Raw genomic sequence first — 22,472 nt, 5'->3', positions numbered from 1 at the left:
GGGGCAAGACTGTCGCCAGAGGGCGAATTCGGCCTGCACCTGACCATCGGCGTGCTGCTGATGGTGTTCGCCGTCGCCATCTTCGGCAACCTGGCTTCCGAGGTCATGGAGCAGGACGATCTCACCGTGCTCGACCTGCATATCGCCAACTGGTTCAACGCCAATCACTTCGAGCCGATGACGTCCATCATGATGGTGATCACGACCGTACACATGATGCCGGGCGTGATCCTGATGGCGTCCGCCTTCGGCTATTACTTGTGGAAGCGGGGGCAGGTCTACTGGATCTGGGCGCTGCTGCTCAGCGTGCCCGTCGGCATGCTGCTCAACGTGCTGCTCAAGTACACCTTCCAGCGCAGCCGTCCGGTGTTCGAGGAGCCCTTGGTCACGTTGACGACCTACAGCTTCCCCAGCGGGCACGCGTCGGCCGCGACCCTGTTCTACGGCTTGGTGGCGTGCTATGTGATGATCGCTCGCAAGGGCTGGAGTGTGCGTTTGGGCACAGCGGCAGCGTGTACGATGATGATACTGTTGGTGGCCTTCAGCCGCGTCTATCTTGGCGCGCACTATCTGAGCGATGTCCTCGCCGGCATGGCGGGCAGCGCGGCGTGGTTGACGATTTGCATCACGGGGATTTCCACGCTGCGCCGCCGGCGCGAGGCGAAAAGCTTGTCGAACGATTCCGGGGGAATGCTCTGAACAGTATTGTAGTCATCGTCAACGCCAGCGCCGGGCTGGGTTATTGCGGCGGCTGGTCCGCCGCGCTGGCGGAGAAATTCCGTGCGCAGGGTACCGAAGCCGACATCACCTTGGCCAAGAGCGGCGAGGAAATGATTGCCCGCGCCAAGCGCGCGGTGGCCGAAGGCGCACCCGTGGTGGTGGCCGGCGGCGGCGACGGCACCATCAACGCGGTCGCGTCCGCGCTGGTGGGCAGCCAGACCCGCCTGGGCGTGCTGCCGCTCGGTACCCTGAACCACTTCGCCAAGGATTTGAACATTCCGCTCGACCTGGACGCGGCCGTCGCCAATGCGGTGCACGGCAAGCCGGCGCAGGTCGACGTGGGCGAGGTCAATGGCCGCATCTTCCTCAACAACTCCAGCCTTGGCATCTACCCGGACATCGTGCGCGACCGTGAAAAGCAGCAAAAACATCTGGGGCGCGGCAAGTGGCACGCGTTCGCGCGCGCCGTGTTCGTCGCGGCGCGGCGTTTCCCGTTCATGAGCGTGCGGCTCAAGATCAATGGCAGCGAGCATTTGCGCCGCACGCCGTTCGTCTTCATCGGCAACAACGAATACATGCAAGGCTTGACCATGGGCGAGCGCGAGCGACTCGACAGCGGCAAGATGTATCTGTACGTCGCGCAAAAGCCCACCCGCCTGGGCCTGCTGATCTACGCCATCCACGCCTTGTTCGGCCGGCTATCGGAAGCCAAGGATTTCGACGTGCTTTCGTCGACCGATCTGGTGATCGAAACGCGCCACCGGGAAATAAGGGTCGCCACGGACGGTGAAGTGACCGTGATGACGCCGCCATTATGCTATCGTTCCAGAGCCAAGGCACTGAACGTGATAGTCCCTGTCGCGCCGGCCACGTAGGAGGGGGAGCATGCGAACCATCGTCCATTTATCGGACCTGCATTTTGGCAGGGTCGACCACGCCTTGCTGGCGCCATTGCAGGAACTGACCGCCAGGCTGGCGCCCGATGTCGTGGTCGTCTCCGGCGACCTGACGCAGCGCGCAAAGACCGAGGAGTTCAAGGCCGCGCGCGCCTTTCTGGACACGTTGCCGGGGCCGCAAATCGTGGTGCCGGGCAATCACGACATCCCCCTGTACAACGTCGCCACGCGCTTCCTGACGCCGCTGCGCAAGTACACGCGCTATGTCACCCTGGATCTGGCGCCGGAGTATATCGACGACGAGATCGCCATCCTCGGCATCAACACCGCGCGTTCGCTGACCTTCAAGGACGGGCGTATCAATGACGAGCAGGTTGCGCAGATGCGTCAGCGCATGAGCGCGGTTAATCCCAATCTCACGCGCATCATCGTCACGCACCATCCGTTCGATTTGCCGGAGACGTTCGACAAGGATGACCTGGTCGACCGCGCGCCGATGGCGATGCGGGCGTTTTCCGAATGCGGCGTGGATTTGCTGCTGGCGGGGCATTTGCATTCTAGCCACGCGGGCAATAGCGAGAAACGTTACAAGCTGAGCGGATACGCGGCGCTGGTGGTGCAGGCCGGCACGGCCACGTCAACGCGCGGGCGGGGGGAGTCGAACTCGTTCAATGTGATACGGGTGGACGCGGAGCAGATCGAGGTCGATCGTTACAGCTGGATCGACGGCACCGGCAGCTTCGAGCCGGTGATGACCGAGTGCTTCCGCCGCATCGGGGAAGCGTGGCATATGGCCGCGAAGGCCTGAGGCGGCGGAACGGGTCTTCTCGTTAAACGAGGAAACACGTAGGGCGGATTAGGCGGAACGCCGTAATCGGCCATGCAGGCGTCAACGAGGCGCATGCATGGCCGATTACGCTTCGCTAATCCGCCCTACGTGGTTTAGATGGACGCAGCGTGCGTGGCCGCCGCGCACATCATAGCCAGTATGTCGGCGTTTGAGGCCGCCGCACTTACAGCCAATAGTTCATCATCCGCGCGGCCCATTCCTTCATGCGGTCCGTGAACGGCCGGTTGCGCCAGTCCGCCAGCGTGATCTGCTTGGAGTCGCGCATATCCTCCTGGAACGCCTTCTCCATCTCGTTGCCGAACGCCGCCCCCAGCACCACCACATTGAGCTCGCTGTTGTGCAGGAAGCTGCGCATGTCGATGTTGGTCGAACCGACCGTCGACCAGGTGCCGTCGATGACCGCTGTCTTGGCGTGCAGCACGGCCAGCTTGAGGTGGTAGATCTTGATGCCGTTCGACAGCAGTTCGTCATACAGCGAGTGGCTGGCGTGGAACACCAGCCCGCTGTCCGACACCCCCGGCAGCACGATCTTGACGTCCACACCGCGCTTGGCGGCGGCGATCAGCGCGTCGATCGTCTGGCGGTCCGGCACGAAATACGCCGACGTCAAATGGATGCTCTTTTTCGCCCCCTGGATCGCCAGGCTGTAGGCCTTGAAAATTTCAAACTGTCCGCCGGGGTCGCTTGCCAGCACACGCACCACCTTGTCGCCCGCGATCACCTGTTGCGGGAAGTACTCCGCCTCCGGCAAATCGGTGCGGTCTTGCGTGGCCCATTGGCGCACGAACAGCCATTGGAAGGCATGCACCGCAGGCCCTTCGATCTTGATGTGGGTGTCGCGCCAGCCGACGTCATCCTTTTGCTTGGCCTGCTTGCCGCTGGAGCGGAACAGCGAGCCCTTGGAGTAGTCGGCGCTGATGTTGATGCCGCCGGTGAAGGCGGTCTTGCCGTCGACGATCAAGACCTTGCGGTGGTCGCGGTTGTTGACCTTCCAGTCGTCGCCCTTGACCTTGGCCGGATTGACCGGGTTGTACTCGAGCAGGTTGACGCCGGCCTTGCGCATGCGGTCGAAGAATTCGGCCGGCACGCCGATGGTGCCGACGCTGTCGTACAGGATGTTGACGGTCACGCCCGATTGCCGCTTGGCGATCAGCGCGTCGGCGAACTGTATGCCGAGTTCATCCTGGTCGAAGATGTAGGTTTCCAGATTGATGTTGTTCTTCGCGCCGTTGATGGCCTTGAGCATTTCGCTCATCGTCTGCGGACCGTCGAACAGCAAGGTGACCTTGTTGCCGTCGATCAGGGGAACGCCGGTGGCCGCTTCCTCCAGCACCGCCTGCTGTTTCAGGTCGAGCGAGCCCTTGGGCCAGCGCTTGGCCAGCAGCGCCTTGGTGCGCGCCGCGCCGAGATCGCCGTTCTTGCCCTTGACGCTGGGCGTGGCCGCCGCCGGTTCGAGCTTGTCGCCCATGGCGGCCACATCGGGCAGCGAGGCGCATGCGCCCAGCAGGCCCCAGCACATCAGGAACATGGGAAGCCAGATACGCATGCTTGAGGATTTCATCGGTTTGCCTTTTGCGGTGATTTCGATTCATCGGCCAACGCCAGCGGCGCGGCCTCTTCTGCGGAGGAGCCGAAAAAGAACGAGATCGGCCCCTGTATAAACCTGCGGCCCAGCACCTTCATCAGCTGCCAGCCGTGCTTGAAACGTACCTGGCGCGAGCGCAGCGCCACCCACAACGCCAGGCCGAAGCTGACCAGCAGATTCACCGTGCCGATCAACACGAAGCCGGCCACCGACGTCGCCACCAGCTGCCAGCTGACGTTGTAGTCGAGGCCGACCATGGCGGTGGCGAAGTTGGCCGAGGAGAACGTCACGTGGCGGATGTCGAGCGGCATGCCGAACAGGAAGCCCAGCAGCGGCATGACGCCGAGCAGGATGCCGAAGAAGAAGTTCCCCATCAGGCCGCCGAGGTTGTTTTCCATATAGACGCCGAAGCGGTCCAGGCGGTCCCGGCCCAGCAGCCAGCGCAGGCCGCGCAGTTGCGCGATGCGCTGCGCCCAGCGCGTGTACAGCGCCTTGTTGTCGTAATAGCCCGAGATCAGTCCGGCGACAAACAGGCAGACGCCGGCGATGGCGGCATACACCAGCGCCGGGCCGCCGAAGGGATCGATGTCGGCCAGCAGGTGCATGGCTTTCCCGGGCGTGACCAGATGATGGCCGGTCAGGTGGGGCCAGGCCATGGCGATCAGCCAGGCGGTGGGAATCGCGGTGGCCAGGTTGCCCAGCACCGCCATGTTCTGCGTGCGGATCACCTTGTTGCACAGCTCGGCCATGCTTTCGATGTCGATGTTGCGGCCGTCCCGGCTGTGCAGGCCGGCGGCGATGCGCGAGGCCGTCATCGCCGGCTGCTTGGTGGCGACCGTGAAGTGCAGCACGTGGATGAACATGAAGCCGAGCGAATAGTTCATGCTGAACAGGAAGGTCTCAACCAGCGGCGCGGCGCGCAGGTAGGACATCAGGATCTTGAACAGCGCCATGAAGCCGATGATGACGCCGGCGCCGGCCGACGACATGAACATGCTGCCGAGTTCCTTGCGGTGGTCGGCCACGTAGTGCTCGCCGGTGTGGCTGGCGTTCTCGGTGACGTTGCGCGCCAGCAGGTCGATATTGTCGCGCAGCAGATCGCTGACGGCGTACTTGTTGTTGTGCGCCTCGACCAGTTCCAGCGCCAGGCCGACGGCGGCCGCGCGGCGCGGGCTCGGCGGACCTTGCTGGCCGACCGGTTGCGGGTGTTGCGCCTGCAGCTCCGCCGGCGCGATCAGCAGTGCGGCCGGCGCGACGGCGTCGGCTTTCAATTCGCCGCTGACGTCGACCAGGAACAGCAGCTTGCGCAGCCGGGCGATGCTTTGCGTGAGCGCCACCAGCAGATAGGTCAGCGCGATGCTGGTGCCCTGGTGTAGCGCCTTCTTGCGGATCTTGCCGACCACGACGTCGCACTGGTCCAGCATCACCAGCAGGTGGCGCGCGTCCTCGACTTCGACATCCTCGCCGGCCAGGTTGCGCTGGTAATTGTCCAGATAGGCGTTGACCTCGAAATTCTGGCCCATGAACGGCGATTCGTAGGTCTCCATCTCGGTGTGGAAATTGGTCAGCTTCGGCTCGAGGCCGATCGCGCAGATGCGGTAGGACAGCGTCCGGATCGCTTCGAGCAGGCCGGGAAGCATGAGGTTGGGCGCGCAGCGGGTGGTGGCGTCGTTGCGGCTGGCTTCGCGCCGGTCGGGCGGATGGCAGATCACGTCGATCAACGCCAGCCAGTCGGGGGCGGGTACCGCGCCGATCCAGTTATGGTCGGTGCGCTTGTAGATCACCTGGTCGAGCGCCTCGCTCAGGTAGTCGTTGCCCAGCGCCGGCGGCAGGATGCGGAAGGCGATGCGGCGTTTGAGTTCGGTGAAAAAGCCGTCGTTCGACAGTACGCCGATTTCGGTGTACAGGCTGGAATGGCGGCGGCTGGACAGCAGGCTGCAGGCGTAGCCGCGCAACGCGAGCGCGTGCGCGGGACTGCCTTTCAACAGTTGGGCAAGGGTGCGCACATTGGCGGTGGCGCGGACGCCATCGTTGGGGCGCTGGGGACGCAGTGTATCGAACAGCTCGACCATGAGGCCGATGTCCGTGCTTTCCGCGTCTATACGTTGTAATATTTCGAGCATGCACAGGGCGGAATTACCGCAATTTTGACTAAAAAACGCAGTATATCCAGTCAGCATCCCCCGGTATGTACGCTGCCGTACATATTTCTATCTGTCAGGAAATTCCCCTGCTCAGCATAACAAGATTCTTTTTGCCGCCTCGCGCAATTCCGCTCGGAAATCCGGATGGGCGATGCCGATCAGCGCCTCGGCCCGCTGGCGCGCCGATTTGCCGCGCAACTGCGCCACGCCGTATTCGGTGACCACGTAGTTGACGTCGTTCTTGCCGGTGGTGACATGGGTGCCGAGCGTGAGCGTGGGCACGATGCGCGAGATCGCGCCTTCCTTGGCGGTCGAAGGCAGCACGATGAAGGCTTTGCCGCCGTTCGAGCGGTTGGCGGCGCGCACGAAGTCGACCTGGCCGCCGGTGCCGGAATAGGGCAGGTGGGCCAGGCTCTCGGAGCCGCATTGCCCCAGCAAATCGACCTGCAGGCTGGCGTTGATGGCGACCAGCTTGTCGTTCTGACCGGCCAGGTAGGGATCGTTGGTGAAGCTGACCGGATGCATTTCCAGCATCGGGTTCTGGTGCATGAAGTCGTACAGCTTGCGCGAGCCCAGCGCGAACGTCGCCACCATCTTGCCGGGCATGAAGGTCTTGCGGCTGTTGTTGACGGCGCCGCATTCGACCAGCTTGAGGATGCCGTCGCCGATCATTTCCGTATGCACGCCGAGGTCGCGCTTGGACGTCAGTTGCTGTACGACGGCGTCCGGAATGCCGCCGTAGCCGATCTGCAAGGTCGAGCCGTCCTCGATCATGTCCGCGACGTGCCTGCCGATGGCCTCCTGCACGGCGCCGATGGCCGGCAGGCCCACTTCGATCACCGGCTCGTCGCTTTCGACGATGGCCGTGACCTGCGACAGGTGGACGATGCATTCGCCATGGGCGACCGGCACGTTCGGATTGACCTCCAGCACCACCACGCGGGCCTTCCGTACCGCCGCCATCGTGTAATCGGCCGCCAGGCTGAGCGCGAAATTGCCATGCTCGTCCATCGGCGAGGCCATCGAAAACACCACGTCGGCCGGGATCAGGTCGCGCTGGATCAGGCCGGGCAGTTCGGAAAAGTAGGCCGGGATGAAATCGGCCCAGCCCGCTTGTCCCGCCGAGCGCGAGGCGCCGCCGAAGAACAGCGCGACGTGGCGCACATGGCTGACGGTGTCGCAGTCGAAATAGGCGTATTTGCGCATGGCAAGGATCTGCGCCACCCTGACGTCCTGGAAGCTGGTGCGCCTGGCAGACAGCGCGTGCAGCAGCGATGGCGGCTCGCCGGCGCCGGTCGGCACGATGATGGTGTCGCCGTTCCTCAACAATTCCAGGGCCTGGTCGGGCGAGCAACGTTTGCTGGCGTATTCAACATGCATGGCTTCTGCCTTTCACATAATGAAATCCCACTATAAACCAAGTCGCGAAGAATTTGACGTTAACGTGTTAAGGCGCACAGAGCGGTGACGAAGGGCGACCTATTATGAACCTAACAATTCACTAAAGTTCCCTGCTCATCATGAAACCGAACCTTCTCGTTACCGCGCTTTCCCTGATCGCGCCGCTGGCCGCGGGAGCGCAAGAGTCGTCCTCCGCCGAGGTGTATGGGTTGCTGGATGCCGGTGTTGTGGTGGAAAGCGGTTGCAAGACCAACTGCGCCCGGACCAAGGTCGACAGCGGTATCGCCTCCGGTTCCCGAATCGGCGTGCGCGGCCGTGAACAACTGGGGGGCGGCACGTCGGCCGTGTACACGCTGGAAGCCGGTGTGTTGAACGACACCGGCGCGTCGGAGCAAAACGGCAAGCTGTTCAACCGTCAGGCCTACGTCGGCATCGACGGACCGATGGGGATGGTGACCATGGGCCGTCAGTACAACCTGGTCTACGAGACCTTGACCGACGTGGCCGATCCTTTCCAGGGCGGCATGGCGGGTGCGGCGTCCAATCTGGTCGGCTACACCACCAAACGCTATGACAATGCCGTCAAGTACAAGACCAAGCGCGCTCGCAGCGGCCTGATCGGCGCGGTGCAGTACAGCTTTGGCGAATCGCCGTTCAACAGCAAGGTCAACCGCGCATACGGCGGCAGCCTGGGCTACGACAAGGGACCGGTCAAGATCGGCATCACCCACCAGCGCAAGGACAACCTGCTCGACGCCACGGGCACCACGCCGGCGGTCGACCAGTCGGCCCGCAACACGCTGGTGGCGGCCAACGTCGACTTTGGCCGCTTCATCGGCTATGCCGCATACGGCCAGAGCCGTGGCGAGGGCAGCTCGCACTGGGACATGTCCAATCCTTACGGTGCGGTCGCCCAGACCTTGCCGACCGACAAGAGCCGCGATGCGCTGTTCGGCGTGGCCGTGCCGCTGGGCGCGACCACCCTGCTGGCCTCGTTCATCCGCAAGGACGACCGCACCGTACTCGACCGTGACGCCGACCAGATCGCCATCGGCGCCAGCTACGCGCTCTCCAAACGCACCGATTTCTACGCTTCGCTGGCCAGGATCAAGAACCGCAACGGTGGCGGCTACACGGTCGGCAACGCCACCAGCCCGGGGCGTGGCGACAAAGCCTTTAACATCGGCATGCGCCATGCGTTCTGAGCGGTACGTTCCAGGCCGCATTTAAGGCCGTCCGCCCAAACGTGATAAATTGCTTGTTTCTCTGATTTCGGAACAAGCATGCATCTGACTTACTTCAACGGCGAATGGGCCGAGGGCAACACCCCACTGTTTGGCGCGATGGACCACAGCGTATGGCTGGGTTCGTCCGTATTCGACGGCGCGCGCGCGATACGCGGCCATCTGCCGGATCTGCGTCTGCACTTGCAGCGCGTTATCACCTCGGCCGAGCGGGTGGGGCTGGCATGTCCGTTGAGCGTCGATGACATGGAAAAGCTGGTGCGCGAGGGCGTGGCGAAGTTTCCGCCGGATGCTGAGCTTTACGTCCGCCCGCTGGTGTTCGGCACCGATGGCTTCCTGGTGCCGGTGCCCGAGAAGAGCGCTTTCGCGCTGACCCTGTTCGACGCGCCGATGCCGGCGTTCACCGGCTTTTCCGCCTGCCTGTCGGCGCAGCTGCGGCCGGACGCCCTGATGGCGCCGACCGACGCCAAGGCGTCCTCGCTCTATGTCAACACCGCCAAGGCCATCCGCGAAGCGCAGAAGCGCGGCTTCGACAACGCCGTCGTCTGCGACAGCACCGGCAAGGTGGCCGAGTTCGCATCGGCCAACCTGTTCTTCGTCACGCCGGACGCCAAGGTAGTGACGCCGGCCGCCAACGGCACTTTCCTGTCGGGCATCACCCGGGCGCGCGTGATCGCGCTGCTGGCGGAGGAGGGCATCATGGTCGAGCAGCGCGCCGTGTTGCCGGAGGAGTTGGAGGGCGCCGTCGAGATCTTCAACACCGGCAACTATGGCAAGGTGATGCCGTGCATCCGCTACGAAACACGCGATCTGGCGGTCGGTCCGATCGCCACCCTGGCGCGCGAGCGCTACATGGCGTTCTCGGACAGCCAGTAACGATCCATATCGCGATGGTCGACACCGTTGAAACGACAACGGTTCCACGTAGGGCGGATTAGCGCAGCGTAATCGGCCAATGCTTGCGCCGTCGGCGGCGCATAGATGGCGGATTACGCCTTCGGCTAATCCGCCCTACGTGTCTCCAAGTTAAATTCCAATGTTCAGCCCTTCGGCTTGGCCGGGCAACTTGCCGCGATCCATCGCCCGCTCGAATTGACCTTGACCTTTTGCGGCGCGCCGGTCGCCTCGGTGTTGACATCCATAATCATCGTGTAATGGCTGTCGTCGCTGAAGCGGATCTGGCCCTGGCCGCTGGAGGTCGGATTGGTGCAGCTGAACGACACGTCCAGCCCGCCCGCCGTGGGCGCCGTCTTCGAGGTGCAATTCCCCTTCTGGTTCAGCGGCAGTTCTTTCTTGGCCGCCATCTCCGGCGTCACGCACGCCGTCACCGTCATGCTGCCGTCGCCGCCGACCTTGGGCACCGACACGCCGTTTTGCGCCAGCATCGCCTCCATCTGCGCGCGCTGCGCGGGCGGCATGTTGGCCAGCTGCTGCATCGCCATCTGGATGGCGGCGTCGGTTTGTATGTCGCCGGTCTTGACCGTGTTATTCAGTTCCCACAAGCCGGGCTTAATTGTTGGCCCGGTTTGCGTGGTTTGCGCCTGCGCTTGCGCCGTGGCCAGGGACGACATGGCCAGCGCGATCAAAAAACGTTTCATAGTCACTCCATGGAAAAGCCAGCGCACAGCATAAACGAAAAAACGGCGCACCACCGCGAGGGTGGGGCGCCGCTTTGATCAGGTCGCGGTGTGCTACACGCCGCGTCCACTAATCAGGCGCAGCAGCACCATGATGATCGCAACGACCAGCAGTACGTGAATGAAGCCGCCAATGGTGTACGAGGTGACCAGGCCCAGCAGCCACAGGATAAGCAAAACTACAGCGATGGTATAGAGCATGATTCTCTCCTTAAGTTTTATTGCGACGTCCACTGTGGGCATCGAGGGCGATGTCGAACTGTTGTTCGTATCTTGGAATCTATTATCTTTAAAACCAGCTTAAGCTTCTGTACGGTGCCGTACGTACGAGCGATTTCCGCTGAATAATTTTACAGCCGGTATCAGTTCGCCAAGCGCAACTGGCCGTTCACCACGCGCACGGCGTCGCCCGAACCCCATGCGGGCTGCGCCGACTGGTTGAATGTACGGGTGGTGCCGTTGTCCATGCGAACCACGATGCGCCAGGTGCGCGTGGTCTTCATATGGGTCTCGACCTGGTTGCCGGCCACCGCGCCGCCGACGGCGCCCGCCACCGTCGCCAGTTGACGGCCATGACCGCCGCCGACCTGGTTGCCCAGCAAGCCGCCAAGGATGGCGCCGCCGGCCGCGCCGACGCCGCTACCTTGCGGGCGGTGCTCGATCGAACGCACCGACTCGATCACGCCGCAGCTCTTGCACACGGCCGCCGCTTGTTTGGCTTCCGGTTCCGGCGCGCGGTCGCGGTCGCGGCCGGGCGCGTCGTTGTAGGCGTTGCGGTCGGCGTTGCGGTCAGCGTTGCGGTCAGCGTCATTATTGGCCGCGAGACTGTTGGCGTTGCCGTTGTTGGCGCCGTTGTTATAGGCCGGGGCGGACTGCTGCTCCGCCGGCGGCACCGACGACAATTGGCCCGGCAGCGGCGCCGCGCCCGGCACGCTGCCGTTGGCGTTCGAGGTCGGCAGCCAGCCCATGATGGCGGCGGTGCCCACGCCGCAGAACAGCACCACCGCGACGGCGGCGATGATCATCAGCGGGTGCAAAGTCTGTTTGGTTGGGGTGTTCGGGGTAGTCATGAAGGTGTCCTTTTTTCGTGTTTGTACGCGTGTTCGCATGCTCTTCTCTTACGCGCGGAATTTTCCTATAGGACATGTTTAGCTTCCGTGCGTCAGCGTACATACATGCTAAATGATTACCTTTACGCTCAATTCATGCATACCCATCTCTTACACCTATCCGAAGAAGACAGGAGCCAGCCACGACCGGCAGTCAATCGCTTACTGTCGAGCTTGCCAGAGGAAGAACAAGGCCAGCTCGCCAGGCTCAGCGAACCCGTCAGAGTCGAAGTCGGCGACGTGTTATACGAACCCGGCCAGAGCATCCGTTACATCTATTTTCCCATCGACAGTTTGATCTCGCTGCTTGCCGTGGCCGAGGGCCGCATGACGCTGGAAGTGGGCGCCGTCGGCCGCGAAGGCATGATCGGCGCCTCGGTGGTGCTGGGCCACGAAATGGCGCAGGTGCGCGCGGTGGTGCAGCGCGCCGGCCGCGCCACGCGCATCGACGCCTCCGAGTTCGCCACCGAGTTCACGCGCATGGAGGCCCTGCAGCGCCTGCTGTACCGCTACACCGACACCTTGCTGGCGCAGGCGATCCAGATCGCCGTGTGCAGCCGCTTCCATGTGCTGGAGGCGCGGCTGGCGCGCTCGCTGCTGATCACGCGCGACCGTCTGCAATCGGAAAAATTCCATCTCACGCACGAGTTCCTGGCGCATGCGCTGGGTGTGCGCCGTGTCGGCGTGACCAAGGCGGCCAGCGCGCTGCAAAACCAGAAGCTGATTTCCTACAGCCGGGGCAATATCGAGATCCTCGATTCGGCGGGGCTCGAAGCGGTATCGTGCCGCTGCTACGAGCTGGTCAAGGACGACGGCGCCATCGGCATGGGCAACGTGTTTTTGTAGCAAACCCCACGTCAACGTTGTGCTAAACGCACAATCAATCATTTGCTTGATTTTATAGGCAACTGTATCTATTTTGCAATGTTTATGGAAGACATTACGGCTAGCATCGGCTTGCTGTAATGATTTTTCGACAAACACTGTGAGGAGATACACGTGAAAAACTATAACTATTTGGGGGCATTCCTGGTCGTTGGCGCAACCCTTGCCGGTTGCGGCGGCGGCGGTTCGGCCGACACGGCAGCCGGCGCCGCCGGTGCCATCAGCACTGCGGCGGAGGTAACCGTCAATGCGGCGGCAGCCGATCCTGTCTTGAACCAGACGGGCAATCCGGTCTACAAAGAGATCGAGCGTTATAAGAGCTGGCTCAGCACCAACAGCGACAGCGCGGCCGCACTGGCCGCCGACAAGACCAAGGCCACCAACATCGTTTCATGGCAGATGCCGCACGGCGGGTTCTACAAGCTGCCGGCCTGGTACAACGCGCCGTGGAACGGCTCGGCCTCGCGCTCCGAGTGGTTCGGCGCCAACGGTGTCGAGCTGGGCACCATCGACAATGACGGCACCGTCACCGAAATCATGTTCCTCGGCGATGTGTACGCGCGCACTGGAACGGTCACCTATCGCGACAGCGCGCGCAAGGCGATGGACTTCATCCTGAACATGCAATATTCGTCCGGCGGTCTTCCGCAGGTGTATCCGGCGCGCACCGGCACGCTGTATTCCAACCACGTCACCTTCAACGACAACGCAATGGTGCGCGCGCTGGTGTTGCTGGACCACGCGGTGAAACAGAAGGCACCGTTCACCGGTGATTTCTTCACCTCGGCGCAACGCACTCGCATGACGAACGCGCTCAATCTGGCGGTGGGCTACATCCTCAACGCGCAGATCGTGCAGAACGGCGTCAAGACGGTCTGGTGCGCGCAGCACGATCCCGTCAATTTCGCGCCGCGCGGCGCCCGTTCGTACGAGTTGCCGTCGAAGAGCGGCAAGGAGTCCGCGCAGATCGTGGCGTTCCTGATGACGCGTCCGCAATCGGCGGCCATCGCTGCGTCGGCCAAGGCGGCGATCGCGTGGTACAACAGCCCCCAGGTCAAGCTGGTGAACACGGCGTACGAGAAGACCAACTCCAAAGCGACCAACACCTCGCCGTTTATCGCCAAGGCGGGATCGACCACGTGGTATCGCTTTTACGATCTGAACGCCGATACCGGCTTCTTCAGCGGCCGCTTGCCGACCGATAATCCTCCCGGCGCCGGCAAGCAATACGACATCATGAACGTCGAGGCCGAACGCCGTTACGGTTACGAGTGGGGCGGCAGCTACGGCACCAGCCTGTTCGCCTACACCAGCACCGTCGGCTACTAGTCGGCTATAAATTCGCCGGCGCCAATGCAAAACCGCCCCATTCAAGCCGGCTTCGGCTTGAATGGGGCGGTTCGTTTGCCGCTAAAGTTTGCCGCTTAAGCTTGCCGCTTAAACGACGCGCCTGGAAATTAACGCGGTGGCTTGTTGACCTGGTTACCGATCACGCCGCCGACAGCCGCGCCGCCGACCGTGCCGACCGCGCTACCGCCGGTCAATACCGAGCCGGCCACCGCGCCCACGCCGGCGCCCACTGCCGTGCTTTTATCCTGCGAGGACATGCCGGCGCACGCGCTCAGGCCCAGGGTGGCGGCCAGGATTGCCGCGGTCGATGCGATACGTTTGATGTTCATAATCTTCTCCTTACGCTGTTAAGGCGCGGCGTCTTTCCCGCTCCAATGACGACAGAGTACGTCTGCGCGTCGCCAATTTCCGTACGACAGCGCACATTGAAACACCTTGTTACCCTTTAGGTTGCGGCTTAACGTTTTGGGCGTTTTTGCCGGGCTTTTCCCGCAAGGTCTGGCCCGGCGGCGGCGCCACCGGCTTGCCGCCGCCTTGCGCCAGCAGGGTTTCGCAGCCGGTCGTTTCCCCCGGGCCGGCGTTGATCAGCGGCAGGATCGCCGCGACCGGCGCCACCACCGCCAGCGCCAGGGCGCCGCCGGCGCGCATCGCCAGCACGCCCTTGTCGATGCTCACGTCAGGGTCCTTGAAGGTGCCGCGCACATAAATCGGCGCCCGCAGCGAGATCACGCGCACGCCCTTGGCGTCCGGCCGCAAGGTCAGGTTCAGCTTCTCGTTCTCGAGATTCACGGTGCCGGCCACGTCGATCTTGGCGTCGGAGGTGTCGACCACGAACAGGCGCGATTGCATCAGCCCGTTGGTGACGCTGAAGTCCGTCACCATGCAGTTGAGCTTGACCTGCTTGTCGCCGATCAGCTTGGTCAGCACGACATTGCCCAGGTTGAGTCCCATTTCCTCCAGCAGCAGCTTGCTGACGCTGCCCTCGTTGATCACGCCTTTGAGTTCGCCGTTCGACGAGCCCAGCAAACTTGCCACCGAGTTGCCCGTGGCCGACAGCGACATGTCCGCGTTGACCTGGCCGACGGTGGCCTGCATGCCGTCGATGGTGGGGAACAGCTGCTTGAGCTGCAGCTTGCGCGCGCCGGCCTTGAGCTCGGCCCGGATGGCGTTCGGATTGGTCTTGCCGCTGCCGTCGAGCATGATGTTGGACGTGAAGCGGCCGCCGGCGATGTCGAAGTTCATCGGCGTCAGCGAGAGCACGCCGTCCTTCATGTGGATCAGGGTGTCGAGGTTGTGGAGCGGCAGGCCGCCATCGCGCGTGATGCGCTGCGCCTTGAAGCTGACGTCGGCGTCGAGCGCGGTCCAGCGCTCGGTCTTGAAGGTCTCGACCGGCAGCACCCGGTTGCCCGGCTGGACGGCCTCAACGCCGCGCGCCTGCTTGCTGGCGTTGGAGTCGGCGCCGACCAGCGGCCCGAGGTCGGAGAACTGCAGCAGCTTCGATTCCACGGCGCCCGTCAGCACCGGACGCGGCTGGCCGGAACGGTAGTCGAGCTTGCCGTGGATGTCGCTGTTGCCGACGCGGCCGGTGAATTTGTCGTAGATCCAGTGGCTGGCGTTGGCGCCGATGTTGCCGGTCAGATGGCCCTCGGTGGCGAAGGCGGGCGTCTCCGGCAGCAGCACGCCGGTGATGCCGTACAGGCGCGCCATGCTGGGGCCGGAAATCTTCAGGCGCATGTCGAGCGCGGTCAGCGCGCTGGGCTTGGTCAGGGTGCCCTCGACGGCGATGCGGGTGCCGCCCACGTCCAGGCTGGCGGCGAGCGGGAAGGGCACGGTCTGCTGTTGCAGCGACAGCACCGCGCCGGACTTGCCGCTGCCGGTGATGGTTTGATTGTTCCATTTGCCGCGCAGCTTCCACGACACGCCGTAGGTCGGATCGGCGTTGATGGAGTCGACGGCGGCCGTGGCGTCCACATGGGTCACGGCGTCGATGTAGTGCACCGAACCTTTGGAGAAGACCACGCGCTGCAGGTCGAGCTTCCACGGCGAGGGCTTGTCGGCTTGCTTGAAGGTCCAGTTGTTCTTGCCGTCGGCATCGCGCTGCAGCAGCACGGTGGGATTATTGAAGCGCAGCACCGGGATTGAAATTTTGTGCTGCAGCAGCGGCAGTAGTTCGACGCCGAAGGCGAACTCCCCGACACTGGCCATTTCCTCCGGCGCCCGCATGCCGGCAGGATTGCCGACGTGGACGTCCTTGGCGACCAGGTGCGGCAGCGGCAGGTAGTCGCGCCAGGTGCGGTCCGCGCCGGACAGTCCCTGCTGTTGCCACGTCAGCGACAGGTCGCCGCGAATGTCGAACGGCCGGTCGATCGCTTCGCTGATCTTGTCGTTGAGCCAGGGACGCGCCTTGTTCCAGTCGTAGGTCGCCAGCACGATGGCCGCGACGACGGGAACTGCCACCACCACGCCGGCGACGGCAAGGCAAATGCGGGTGCGACTGGCAAGGCGGCGTGGGCTGGAAGTGGCGGGGGAGCTGCGGTTCTGGTCCTGCGGGGTCATCGGTTGGCCTTTCTTATTGGTAACGGCATTTTACACACCCTACGCGGCGCAAGCGGCCCCGGTTGTGCGCTGGCGCACCCTCTGTGGCCGCCCGGGCGGCTCCCCCTGTTCAATGTGCGGCAGCGTACTGAAGCGCCGCAGGCAACGGCCTATAACGTTACCTGTCCACACAAACTTTCAAGGAGAACAATAATGACGACGACCTTACACCAAAGACTGACCATGATTTGCGGCGCCGCAGTGCTGCTGGGCCTGACCGCTTGCGCTAGCAACAAAACCCCCGCCACCGCCGACGTCGCCGTATCGCGCGCCGCCGTGGCCAACGCCACCTCCGCCGGTGCGGCAGAGCTGGCCCCGGCCGAAATGCAATCGGCCCGTGAAAAAATGGCGCGCGCCAACCAGGCGCTGGCCAACAAGGATTACAAGACCGCCCAGGATCTGGCCGCGCAAGCCCAGGCCGACGCCCAGCTGGCGCAGAGCAAGGCTAATTCGACCAAGGCCACCGCCGCCGCCGACGAGCTGCAACAAAGCATCCGCGTGCTGCGCGAAGAGTTGAACCGCAATAGCACCACCACCCAATAATAGAGACGAAGGAATCATCATGAAACAACTGAACCTGAAAAAACTGAGCGTCATGCCAACCGTGCTGGCGATGTCGATCATGCTGGCAGCTTGCAGCTCCGCGCCGACCACCACCAGCCTGCTCGACCAGACCCGTGGCGACTTCTCGGCCGCACAAAGCAATCCATCGGTCGCGACCAACGCGCCGGTCGAGTTCAAGGCCGCCGCCGAGGCGCTGGACCGCGCCAACGCCGCCGCCGACAAGAAGGAAAGCGTGGAAGCGATCGACAAGCTGGCCTATCTGGCCAAGCAAAAGATCGCCGTCGCCCAGGAAGTGGCGAAGAGCAAGCAAGCCGAGTCCGACGTAGCGAACGCCGGCCGCCAGCGCGACGAAATCCGCCTGCAGCAGCGCACCCAGGAAGCCGACAAGGCCAAGATGAGCGCAGAGCAAGCCAAGGCAAGCGCGGACCAAGCCAAAGCGGACGCCGACGCAGCCCGCCGCCAGGCCGAGGCGGCCACCGCCAGCGTGCGTGAAGAACAATCGAAGAGCGCCGCGCTGCAACAGCAGCTGGCCGACCTGCAAGCCAAGCAAACCGAGCGCGGCCTGGTGATCACTTTGAGCGACGTGCTGTTCAATACCGACAAGGCCGAGCTCAGTGCCGAAGGCATGCGCACCGCGCAAAAGATGGCCGACGTGCTGTTGCAGGAACCACAGAGCGCCGTTTTGATCGAAGGGTTTACCGACTCCACCGGTTCGTCGGCGCACAACCTGCAGCTGTCGCAGCGCCGCGCCGAATCGGTGCGTAACGCGTTGATCGGCCTGGGCGTGAAAGCCGACAAGGTTTCCACCCGTGGCTATGGCGAAGCGTTCCCGGTCGCCAGCAACAACGATGCCGGCAGCCGCCAGCTGAACCGTCGCGTTGAAATCGTGCTGTCGCAAAACGGCGCGCCGATCGCTAACCGCCGTTAATGGCGGGAGCGCGGCCTCGGTCGCCGCCGCCGGTTAGCGCCGGCGTGGCGCCTGAAGGGGCCCGCTAGCAAGACTTTCTGTACTTTTTTAAGGAAAATATCATGGCTGAATCCAACCCCACCCAACCGGCAGGCATCGATAGAGAAGCCATCCGCGCCGCCGCCCGCAATCTCGAGGACGGTCCGGTAACCGCCGGCTACAAGGGTGACCGCACCGCCGTCATCAAGATGCTCAACGAGGCGCTGGCGACCGAACTGGTCTGCGTCCTGCGTTACAAGCGTCACTACTATACGGTCAGCGGTTTGCAGAACGGTCCGATCAAGGCCGAGTTCCTCGAGCACGCCCAGCAGGAGCAGGAACACGCCGATTCGCTGGCCGAACGCATCGTTCAGCTGAACGGCCAACCTGATTTCAATCCTGCAACATTGCTCGACCGTAGCCATGCCGAGTATGATGCTTCGGAAGACGTGCAAGCGATGATCCGCTCGAACCTGATCGCCGAGCGCGTGGCAATCGAATCGTACCGCCAGATGATCGAACAGATCGGCGATACCGATCCGACAACGCGCCATCTTTTGATCAGCATCATGGCTGTGGAAGAAGAACACGCCGATGATATGCGCGATTTGCTTGAATAACGACTAACATTCTGATTTTGCTGTAAAGTTTTCACACCTCACAACCATAATAGGAGCTCCATCATGCTGGAACAAAATATCTCTACCGTGAACAACGACGTGAAAACTCTGGTCAAAGATGCGCAAGCATTGTTTACCGCCGCCACCGCCCTGACCGGTGAGAAGGCAGAAGAATTGCGCGGCCGCGGCATGCGCGCGCTCGACACCGCGCTGGCCAAGGCCCACGACGCGCAAATCAGCGCCCTGGCCGCCAGCAAGGAAGCTGCCAAGCAGGCCGACGTTTACGTCAAAGAAAACCCATGGCGCTCGATCGCCGGCGCGGCAGCCGTGGGCCTGCTGATCGGTGTCATCATCGGCCGCAAGTAATCCATGGCGCAAGCTGACGAGTTGACACGTCCGCCAGGCTTGATCGCGTCGCTGGGCAACATCGCCCGCAACAGCATCGGCCTGCTGCTGACGCGGCTGGAACTGGCCGCGCTGGAACTGTCTCAGGTGCGCAATCACCTGATGCATCTGGTGCTGGCTTTCGCGCTGGCGGTGGTGGCGGGCTGTTTCGCGCTCGCCTATGCCACCGTCACGATTGCTTATCTGGCGTGGGATGCGCTGGGCTGGACGATCCTGCCCATTATGACCGGCGTCTTCCTGCTGCTCGCTATCGGCCTCATGGTGTACGCGCGCGGTTTGATCCGCAGCGGCAAGCTGGGCATGCCCGCCACCATGGCTGAACTGAAATCCGACCGCGACATGCTGTTGTAAGAGGAGCGCATATGACGAAAGACGCGGAAAGCGCGGCATTCGACGCTGACAAACAGCGGCTGATCCGCGAAGGCGAGTTGTATCGCATCAAGGTAGTGCACTCGAAGGCCCTCGTGGCCAACGCGCTGCATCCGGATGCGTTGTTTCATGGCGCGGTGGACCATGCCGTCGGACTGGCGCAAGCCCGTCTTGGCGGGCTGCTGCAGCCGGGCGGCCTCAGTGGTTTCAATTACAAGGCGCTGATGCCGTACGCGCTGACGGTGGGGTCGTTCATTGCCCGCAAGAAGCTGGTCAAGCCTGCGCTTGGCGTGGCCGCGGTGCTGGGGCTGGGCACTGCCTGGCTGATGCGCCGCAAGCGCGCCGCGGACTAGCGCCTTGAGTCCGACGTCCAACAAACTGAACCCCTCGGGCATGCGCATAGTGCTGGTGCTGCAAGGGGGCGGGGCGTTGGGCGCTTACCAAGCCGGCGTGTTCCAGGCCCTGCACGAGCATGGCCTGGCGCCCGACTGGATCGTCGGCACCTCGATCGGCGCCATCAATGGCGCCATTTTGGCCGGCAATCCGCACGAAACCCGGCTGGCGCGTCTGCGCCAGTTCTGGGAAGGTGTGTCGCACCGCGACCCCTTCGACATGGCGCGCCTGCCCGACGCGCAGCGCCGCTCCAATATTCTGATGCAAACCTGGGACACGTTGCTACGCGGCGTGCCCGGCTTCTTCAAGCCACGTCTGTTCAGCTCCTTTGCCGCCGGCATGGCCGTCGCGCCCGAGGAGGCCAGCTTCTACGATACCACCGAGCTGGGCGGGACGCTGAATTCCCTGATCGACTTCGATTACCTGAATGGCCCCGAAGGCATGCGCCTGACCGTCAACGCGCTCAAGGTGACGTGCGGCACCTTGCGCAGCTTCGACAACCGCGACCTCGACATCAACGTCGACCACGTCCGCGCCAGCGGCGCCTTGCCGCCCGGTTTCCCGGCGGTGCGCGTCGACGGCGAACTGTATTGGGACGGCGGCCTGTACTCCAACACGCCGCTCGAGACCGTGCTGGACGATCCCGCGCCGGTCGATACCCTGTGCTTCATGGTCGACCTGTGGAGCGCCGACGGCGAGGAACCCACCACACTGGACGAAGTGCAGACGAGGCAGAAAGATGTCACCTTCGCCTCGCGCTCCAAGCGCCATCTGGACGATTACGTGGCCCGCCACAAGATGCAGCAAAAGCTGCGCGGCCTGTACGCCGCGTTGCCCGGGCATGCGCAAACGGAGCAGGGCGAGCAGGACCTGGCCGAACTGGGCTGCGGCACCACGTTGCATGTGGTGCGTCTGGAATACGCGGGCCGGGATTGGAATATGGCGGCCAAGGACATCAATTTTTCCAAGGGCTCGACCGAGTGGCGCTGGGACCAGGGCTATCAGGACGGCATGCGTGCCGTCCAGGCGGCGGGCTGGCTGACCTTCGTGTCCGAGGACACGCCGCTGGTGGTGCACGAGCTGCCACCGCTGCCCGCCGCCAAGCCGGCCGGCGCACATGGAAAAGCCGCCTGATCGCTCAGGCGGCTCCGTGTACCGACTTCATTTCGACGACTACTGCCGTTTGTTCTCTGCGAGAACCTGCGGCACCTTCTCCATGTCGCGCTTGTAGGTCTCGCGCGCTTCGCGGATGCAGGCATCGCGTTCGCTCGCCGGGCCCTTCTTGCAGGCATTGGTGGATTCGGCCAGCGCGGCGCCGATTTCCTTGCGCAAGGTGCGCGACTGCTCGGCGCTGGTGGCGTCTTCCTTGTACCATCGCGCCGGATCGCCCTTGGCAATTTCCTGCTGTTGCAGCTGGACGTTCTGCGGCGGCGTGTTGTCCTGCGCCTGCGCAGTCATCGCCGCGCAAGCCATCGCCAGGCCGCACGCAATGTGATGAAAACGAGTCATCATGTCCTCCTTGTGCTTACAATCGGCCCGTCAGCAGCATGACCAGCAGGATCAGTACGATCAAGCCGGTGATACCGCTGGGCGCGTAGCCCCAGTTGCGGCTGTGCGGCCAGGTCGGCAGCGCGCCGATCAACGCCAGGACCAGAATAATCAGAATGATGGTGCCCATGGTGTTCCCCTTAATTAGTATAGTTAGTCTTAATTGCGCGTTTTAGGTGCGCTCTTGTCCAACCGGATTAGTAGCGGTACAGGCGGCCATCGACCAGGCGCACGCGGTTGCCGACGCGCAGGTCATACACGCTGTCCTGGTTCACCATGCGGTAGTCGCCGTTGTCCATGCGCACGCTGATCTGATATTCCTCTTTCGCTTCGTTGCGGTTGCCCTCGACGGTGTTGCCGACCACGGCGCCGCCGACGGCGCCGGCCACGGTGGCGGCGGCGCGGCCGCTGCCCGAGCCGACCTGGTTACCTAGCAACGCGCCCACCAGGCCGCCCGCGACCGCGCCGGCGCCGCTGGTGCCGGCCTTGGCCTGCTTGATCTGGATCGACTCGATGGTGCCGTAGCTGGCCGATTCGTTTTGATTCTGGTAAGAGACTTGTTGCGGCGCGTTGTTGGTGCTGGCGCAGCCGCTTAAGACGGCGGTGCCGGCGATCATCAATGCAGCCAGGGTTTTTGTGTGGTTCATGTTGTTCTCCTGAAAATGTGATTCCAGAATAGTCAGGCGGCATCGGTGGGTCTGTGCGGTCTCGCACGAAGGTTGCCAAGAGGGGAGTGGGGGCCGTGGAGCCTGTCCCGGGTCAAAATTTTATCTGTGTACGGTACCGTACAGATGTCCATTTGGAAACCACGTAAAACGTCTACATCGGTAGCAGAGATGTCCAAACGTCCCGCTGGCTGACAAACTCATTTAGTTAATAACTCCAAGGAGAACCGCCATGAAAATCGCACATAAAATCGCCACCGCCCTGTTCACCGTCTCGCTGCTGGCCACCGCTGGCTGCGCTTCGACGTCCACCAAAGAAGGCACCGGCGAGTTTGTTGACGATTCGGTCATCACCACCAAAGTGAAAGCCAGCATCTTTAACGAGCCGACCCTGAAGTCGACCGAAATCAATGTGGAAACCTTCAAGGGCACCGTGCAACTGAGCGGCTTCGTTGCCCAGCCAGCTGACATCGCCAAAGCAGGCGAAGTCGCCCGTGGCGTCAAAGGCGTGACTTCGGTCAAGAACGACATCCGCGTCAAGTAAGC

At 63.1% G+C, this 22,472-nt stretch carries 26 protein-coding genes; 15 read left to right on the top strand and 11 right to left on the bottom strand.

What is annotated here, in order from left to right:
* Positions 1-60: 60 nt before the first annotated feature.
* From NHH88_24200 to NHH88_24190, 3 genes are read left to right on the top strand one after another with little or no spacing between them, the layout of a single operon-like run.
* Positions 61-699 carry a phosphatase PAP2 family protein gene (locus tag NHH88_24200; GenBank protein ID USX17415.1) on the top strand — a complete coding sequence of 213 codons (639 nt, stop codon included), beginning with the start codon at positions 61-63 and terminating at the stop codon, positions 697-699.
* Entirely contained in the window at positions 609-1,595 is a 987-nt protein-coding gene (locus NHH88_24195; GenBank protein USX12763.1) for a sphingosine kinase, read from the top strand. The genes NHH88_24200 and NHH88_24195 overlap by 91 nt, the downstream gene beginning before the upstream one ends.
* Positions 1,596-1,605: 10 nt before the next feature.
* Entirely contained in the window at positions 1,606-2,424 is an 819-nt protein-coding gene (locus tag NHH88_24190) for a metallophosphoesterase (GenBank protein USX12762.1), read from the top strand.
* 205 nt (positions 2,425-2,629) lie between these two features.
* Here the strand turns inward: NHH88_24190 and cls are convergent, their stop codons facing one another.
* From cls to NHH88_24175, 3 genes are all read right to left on the bottom strand, one after another.
* Complete coding sequence (gene cls / locus NHH88_24185) at positions 2,630-4,027, bottom strand: cardiolipin synthase (GenBank protein USX12761.1); 1,398 nt, start codon at positions 4,025-4,027, stop codon at positions 2,630-2,632.
* Complete coding sequence (locus tag NHH88_24180) at positions 4,024-6,174, bottom strand: site-specific recombinase (protein ID USX12760.1); 2,151 nt, start codon at positions 6,172-6,174, stop codon at positions 4,024-4,026. Before NHH88_24180 ends, cls begins: the two co-directional genes overlap by 4 nt.
* 111 nt (positions 6,175-6,285) lie before the next feature.
* Positions 6,286-7,575: a 4-hydroxybutyrate CoA-transferase gene (locus tag NHH88_24175; protein ID USX12759.1), complete on the bottom strand. Its 1,290-nt coding sequence runs from the start codon at positions 7,573-7,575 to the stop codon at positions 6,286-6,288.
* A 140-nt stretch (positions 7,576-7,715) separates the two neighbouring features.
* Here NHH88_24175 and NHH88_24170 point away from each other — a divergent pair, with 140 nt between their 5' ends.
* Positions 7,716-8,801 carry a porin gene (locus NHH88_24170; GenBank protein USX12758.1) on the top strand — a complete coding sequence of 362 codons (1,086 nt, stop codon included), beginning with the start codon at positions 7,716-7,718 and terminating at the stop codon, positions 8,799-8,801.
* Positions 8,802-8,879: 78 nt separating this feature from the next.
* On the top strand, positions 8,880-9,716 hold the full coding sequence (locus NHH88_24165) for a branched-chain amino acid aminotransferase (protein ID USX12757.1): 837 nt from the start codon (positions 8,880-8,882) through the stop codon (positions 9,714-9,716).
* Between the two features lie 164 nt (positions 9,717-9,880).
* On the opposite strand, the gene NHH88_24160 is transcribed toward NHH88_24165, so the two are convergent.
* From NHH88_24160 to NHH88_24150, 3 genes are all read right to left on the bottom strand, one after another.
* Positions 9,881-10,438, bottom strand: coding sequence for a DUF3617 domain-containing protein (locus NHH88_24160; protein USX12756.1), 558 nt, complete (start codon positions 10,436-10,438; stop codon positions 9,881-9,883).
* Between the two features lie 93 nt (positions 10,439-10,531).
* A complete protein-coding gene (locus tag NHH88_24155; protein ID USX12755.1) occupies positions 10,532-10,678 on the bottom strand; it encodes a lmo0937 family membrane protein in 147 nt (48 codons plus the stop codon).
* A gap of 161 nt (positions 10,679-10,839) precedes the next feature.
* Positions 10,840-11,547, bottom strand: a complete 708-nt coding sequence (locus NHH88_24150; protein ID USX12754.1) for a glycine zipper 2TM domain-containing protein — start codon at positions 11,545-11,547, stop codon at positions 10,840-10,842.
* Positions 11,548-11,682: 135 nt separating this feature from the next.
* On the opposite strand from NHH88_24150, the gene NHH88_24145 reads away from it, so the two are divergent.
* Positions 11,683-12,432, top strand: coding sequence for a Crp/Fnr family transcriptional regulator (locus tag NHH88_24145; protein USX12753.1), 750 nt, complete (start codon positions 11,683-11,685; stop codon positions 12,430-12,432).
* Between the two features lie 153 nt (positions 12,433-12,585).
* Positions 12,586-13,800: a pectate lyase gene (gene pelA / locus NHH88_24140; GenBank protein USX12752.1), complete on the top strand. Its 1,215-nt coding sequence runs from the start codon at positions 12,586-12,588 to the stop codon at positions 13,798-13,800.
* 128 nt (positions 13,801-13,928) lie between these two features.
* Here pelA and NHH88_24135 read toward each other — a convergent pair whose 3' ends face one another.
* Together NHH88_24135 and NHH88_24130 are read right to left on the bottom strand one after the other, a co-directional pair.
* The gene (locus tag NHH88_24135) at positions 13,929-14,150 is read right to left on the bottom strand and encodes a glycine zipper 2TM domain-containing protein (GenBank protein USX12751.1); all 222 of its coding nucleotides are present in this window, start codon (positions 14,148-14,150) and stop codon (positions 13,929-13,931) included.
* 109 nt (positions 14,151-14,259) lie between these two features.
* The gene (locus tag NHH88_24130; GenBank protein ID USX12750.1) at positions 14,260-16,377 is read right to left on the bottom strand and encodes an AsmA family protein; all 2,118 of its coding nucleotides are present in this window, start codon (positions 16,375-16,377) and stop codon (positions 14,260-14,262) included.
* A 192-nt stretch (positions 16,378-16,569) separates the two neighbouring features.
* Here NHH88_24130 and NHH88_24125 point away from each other — a divergent pair, with 192 nt between their 5' ends.
* From NHH88_24125 to NHH88_24095, 7 genes are all read left to right on the top strand, one after another.
* Positions 16,570-16,959 (top strand): DUF4398 domain-containing protein, encoded by a 390-nt coding sequence (locus NHH88_24125; protein ID USX12749.1) that lies wholly within the window; start codon positions 16,570-16,572, stop codon positions 16,957-16,959.
* Between the two features lie 19 nt (positions 16,960-16,978).
* Complete coding sequence (locus NHH88_24120; protein USX12748.1) at positions 16,979-17,908, top strand: OmpA family protein; 930 nt, start codon at positions 16,979-16,981, stop codon at positions 17,906-17,908.
* Positions 17,909-18,009: 101 nt separating this feature from the next.
* Positions 18,010-18,546: a ferritin-like domain-containing protein gene (locus tag NHH88_24115; protein ID USX12747.1), complete on the top strand. Its 537-nt coding sequence runs from the start codon at positions 18,010-18,012 to the stop codon at positions 18,544-18,546.
* Between the two features lie 63 nt (positions 18,547-18,609).
* The gene (locus NHH88_24110; GenBank protein USX12746.1) at positions 18,610-18,912 is read left to right on the top strand and encodes a DUF883 family protein; all 303 of its coding nucleotides are present in this window, start codon (positions 18,610-18,612) and stop codon (positions 18,910-18,912) included.
* A gap of 3 nt (positions 18,913-18,915) precedes the next feature.
* Complete coding sequence (locus NHH88_24105) at positions 18,916-19,302, top strand: phage holin family protein (protein USX12745.1); 387 nt, start codon at positions 18,916-18,918, stop codon at positions 19,300-19,302.
* An 11-nt stretch (positions 19,303-19,313) separates the two neighbouring features.
* Positions 19,314-19,673, top strand: coding sequence for a hypothetical protein (locus NHH88_24100; protein USX12744.1), 360 nt, complete (start codon positions 19,314-19,316; stop codon positions 19,671-19,673).
* Positions 19,674-19,713: 40 nt separating this feature from the next.
* Positions 19,714-20,847, top strand: a complete 1,134-nt coding sequence (locus NHH88_24095) for a patatin-like phospholipase family protein (GenBank protein ID USX17414.1) — start codon at positions 19,714-19,716, stop codon at positions 20,845-20,847.
* A gap of 39 nt (positions 20,848-20,886) precedes the next feature.
* On the opposite strand, the gene NHH88_24090 is transcribed toward NHH88_24095, so the two are convergent.
* From NHH88_24090 to NHH88_24080, 3 genes are all read right to left on the bottom strand, one after another.
* Positions 20,887-21,225: a hypothetical protein gene (locus NHH88_24090; GenBank protein ID USX12743.1), complete on the bottom strand. Its 339-nt coding sequence runs from the start codon at positions 21,223-21,225 to the stop codon at positions 20,887-20,889.
* Positions 21,226-21,238: 13 nt separating this feature from the next.
* Positions 21,239-21,391 (bottom strand): DUF3309 domain-containing protein, encoded by a 153-nt coding sequence (locus NHH88_24085; protein USX12742.1) that lies wholly within the window; start codon positions 21,389-21,391, stop codon positions 21,239-21,241.
* Between the two features lie 67 nt (positions 21,392-21,458).
* Positions 21,459-21,908 (bottom strand): glycine zipper 2TM domain-containing protein, encoded by a 450-nt coding sequence (locus NHH88_24080; protein USX12741.1) that lies wholly within the window; start codon positions 21,906-21,908, stop codon positions 21,459-21,461.
* Positions 21,909-22,158: 250 nt separating this feature from the next.
* On the opposite strand from NHH88_24080, the gene NHH88_24075 reads away from it, so the two are divergent.
* Positions 22,159-22,470: a BON domain-containing protein gene (locus NHH88_24075; GenBank protein ID USX12740.1), complete on the top strand. Its 312-nt coding sequence runs from the start codon at positions 22,159-22,161 to the stop codon at positions 22,468-22,470.
* Positions 22,471-22,472 lie beyond the last annotated feature (2 nt).

The organism is Oxalobacteraceae bacterium OTU3CAMAD1, assembly GCA_024123915.1.
In the GTDB taxonomy this organism is placed as follows: Bacteria; Pseudomonadota; Gammaproteobacteria; order Burkholderiales; family Burkholderiaceae_D; genus Rugamonas.
This window is presented reverse-complemented; position numbering and strand designations above follow the sequence as displayed.

Coding starts and splice junctions, on each gene's coding strand:
- NHH88_24200 (USX17415.1), top strand. CDS start 61: ATGGTGTTCGCCGTCGCCATCTTCGGCAACCTGGCTTCCGAGGTCATG.
- NHH88_24190 (USX12762.1), top strand. CDS start 1,606: ATGCGAACCATCGTCCATTTATCGGACCTGCATTTTGGCAGGGTCGAC.
- cls (USX12761.1), bottom strand. CDS start 4,027: ATGAAATCCTCAAGCATGCGTATCTGGCTTCCCATGTTCCTGATGTGC.
- NHH88_24180 (USX12760.1), bottom strand. CDS start 6,174: ATGCTCGAAATATTACAACGTATAGACGCGGAAAGCACGGACATCGGC.
- NHH88_24175 (USX12759.1), bottom strand. CDS start 7,575: ATGCATGTTGAATACGCCAGCAAACGTTGCTCGCCCGACCAGGCCCTG.
- NHH88_24170 (USX12758.1), top strand. CDS start 7,716: ATGAAACCGAACCTTCTCGTTACCGCGCTTTCCCTGATCGCGCCGCTG.
- NHH88_24165 (USX12757.1), top strand. CDS start 8,880: ATGCATCTGACTTACTTCAACGGCGAATGGGCCGAGGGCAACACCCCA.
- NHH88_24160 (USX12756.1), bottom strand. CDS start 10,438: ATGAAACGTTTTTTGATCGCGCTGGCCATGTCGTCCCTGGCCACGGCG.
- NHH88_24155 (USX12755.1), bottom strand. CDS start 10,678: ATGCTCTATACCATCGCTGTAGTTTTGCTTATCCTGTGGCTGCTGGGC.
- NHH88_24150 (USX12754.1), bottom strand. CDS start 11,547: ATGACTACCCCGAACACCCCAACCAAACAGACTTTGCACCCGCTGATG.
- NHH88_24145 (USX12753.1), top strand. CDS start 11,683: ATGCATACCCATCTCTTACACCTATCCGAAGAAGACAGGAGCCAGCCA.
- NHH88_24135 (USX12751.1), bottom strand. CDS start 14,150: ATGAACATCAAACGTATCGCATCGACCGCGGCAATCCTGGCCGCCACC.
- NHH88_24130 (USX12750.1), bottom strand. CDS start 16,377: ATGACCCCGCAGGACCAGAACCGCAGCTCCCCCGCCACTTCCAGCCCA.
- NHH88_24125 (USX12749.1), top strand. CDS start 16,570: ATGACGACGACCTTACACCAAAGACTGACCATGATTTGCGGCGCCGCA.
- NHH88_24120 (USX12748.1), top strand. CDS start 16,979: ATGAAACAACTGAACCTGAAAAAACTGAGCGTCATGCCAACCGTGCTG.
- NHH88_24115 (USX12747.1), top strand. CDS start 18,010: ATGGCTGAATCCAACCCCACCCAACCGGCAGGCATCGATAGAGAAGCC.
- NHH88_24110 (USX12746.1), top strand. CDS start 18,610: ATGCTGGAACAAAATATCTCTACCGTGAACAACGACGTGAAAACTCTG.
- NHH88_24105 (USX12745.1), top strand. CDS start 18,916: ATGGCGCAAGCTGACGAGTTGACACGTCCGCCAGGCTTGATCGCGTCG.
- NHH88_24100 (USX12744.1), top strand. CDS start 19,314: ATGACGAAAGACGCGGAAAGCGCGGCATTCGACGCTGACAAACAGCGG.
- NHH88_24095 (USX17414.1), top strand. CDS start 19,714: ATGCGCATAGTGCTGGTGCTGCAAGGGGGCGGGGCGTTGGGCGCTTAC.
- NHH88_24090 (USX12743.1), bottom strand. CDS start 21,225: ATGATGACTCGTTTTCATCACATTGCGTGCGGCCTGGCGATGGCTTGC.
- NHH88_24085 (USX12742.1), bottom strand. CDS start 21,391: ATGGGCACCATCATTCTGATTATTCTGGTCCTGGCGTTGATCGGCGCG.
- NHH88_24080 (USX12741.1), bottom strand. CDS start 21,908: ATGAACCACACAAAAACCCTGGCTGCATTGATGATCGCCGGCACCGCC.
- NHH88_24075 (USX12740.1), top strand. CDS start 22,159: ATGAAAATCGCACATAAAATCGCCACCGCCCTGTTCACCGTCTCGCTG.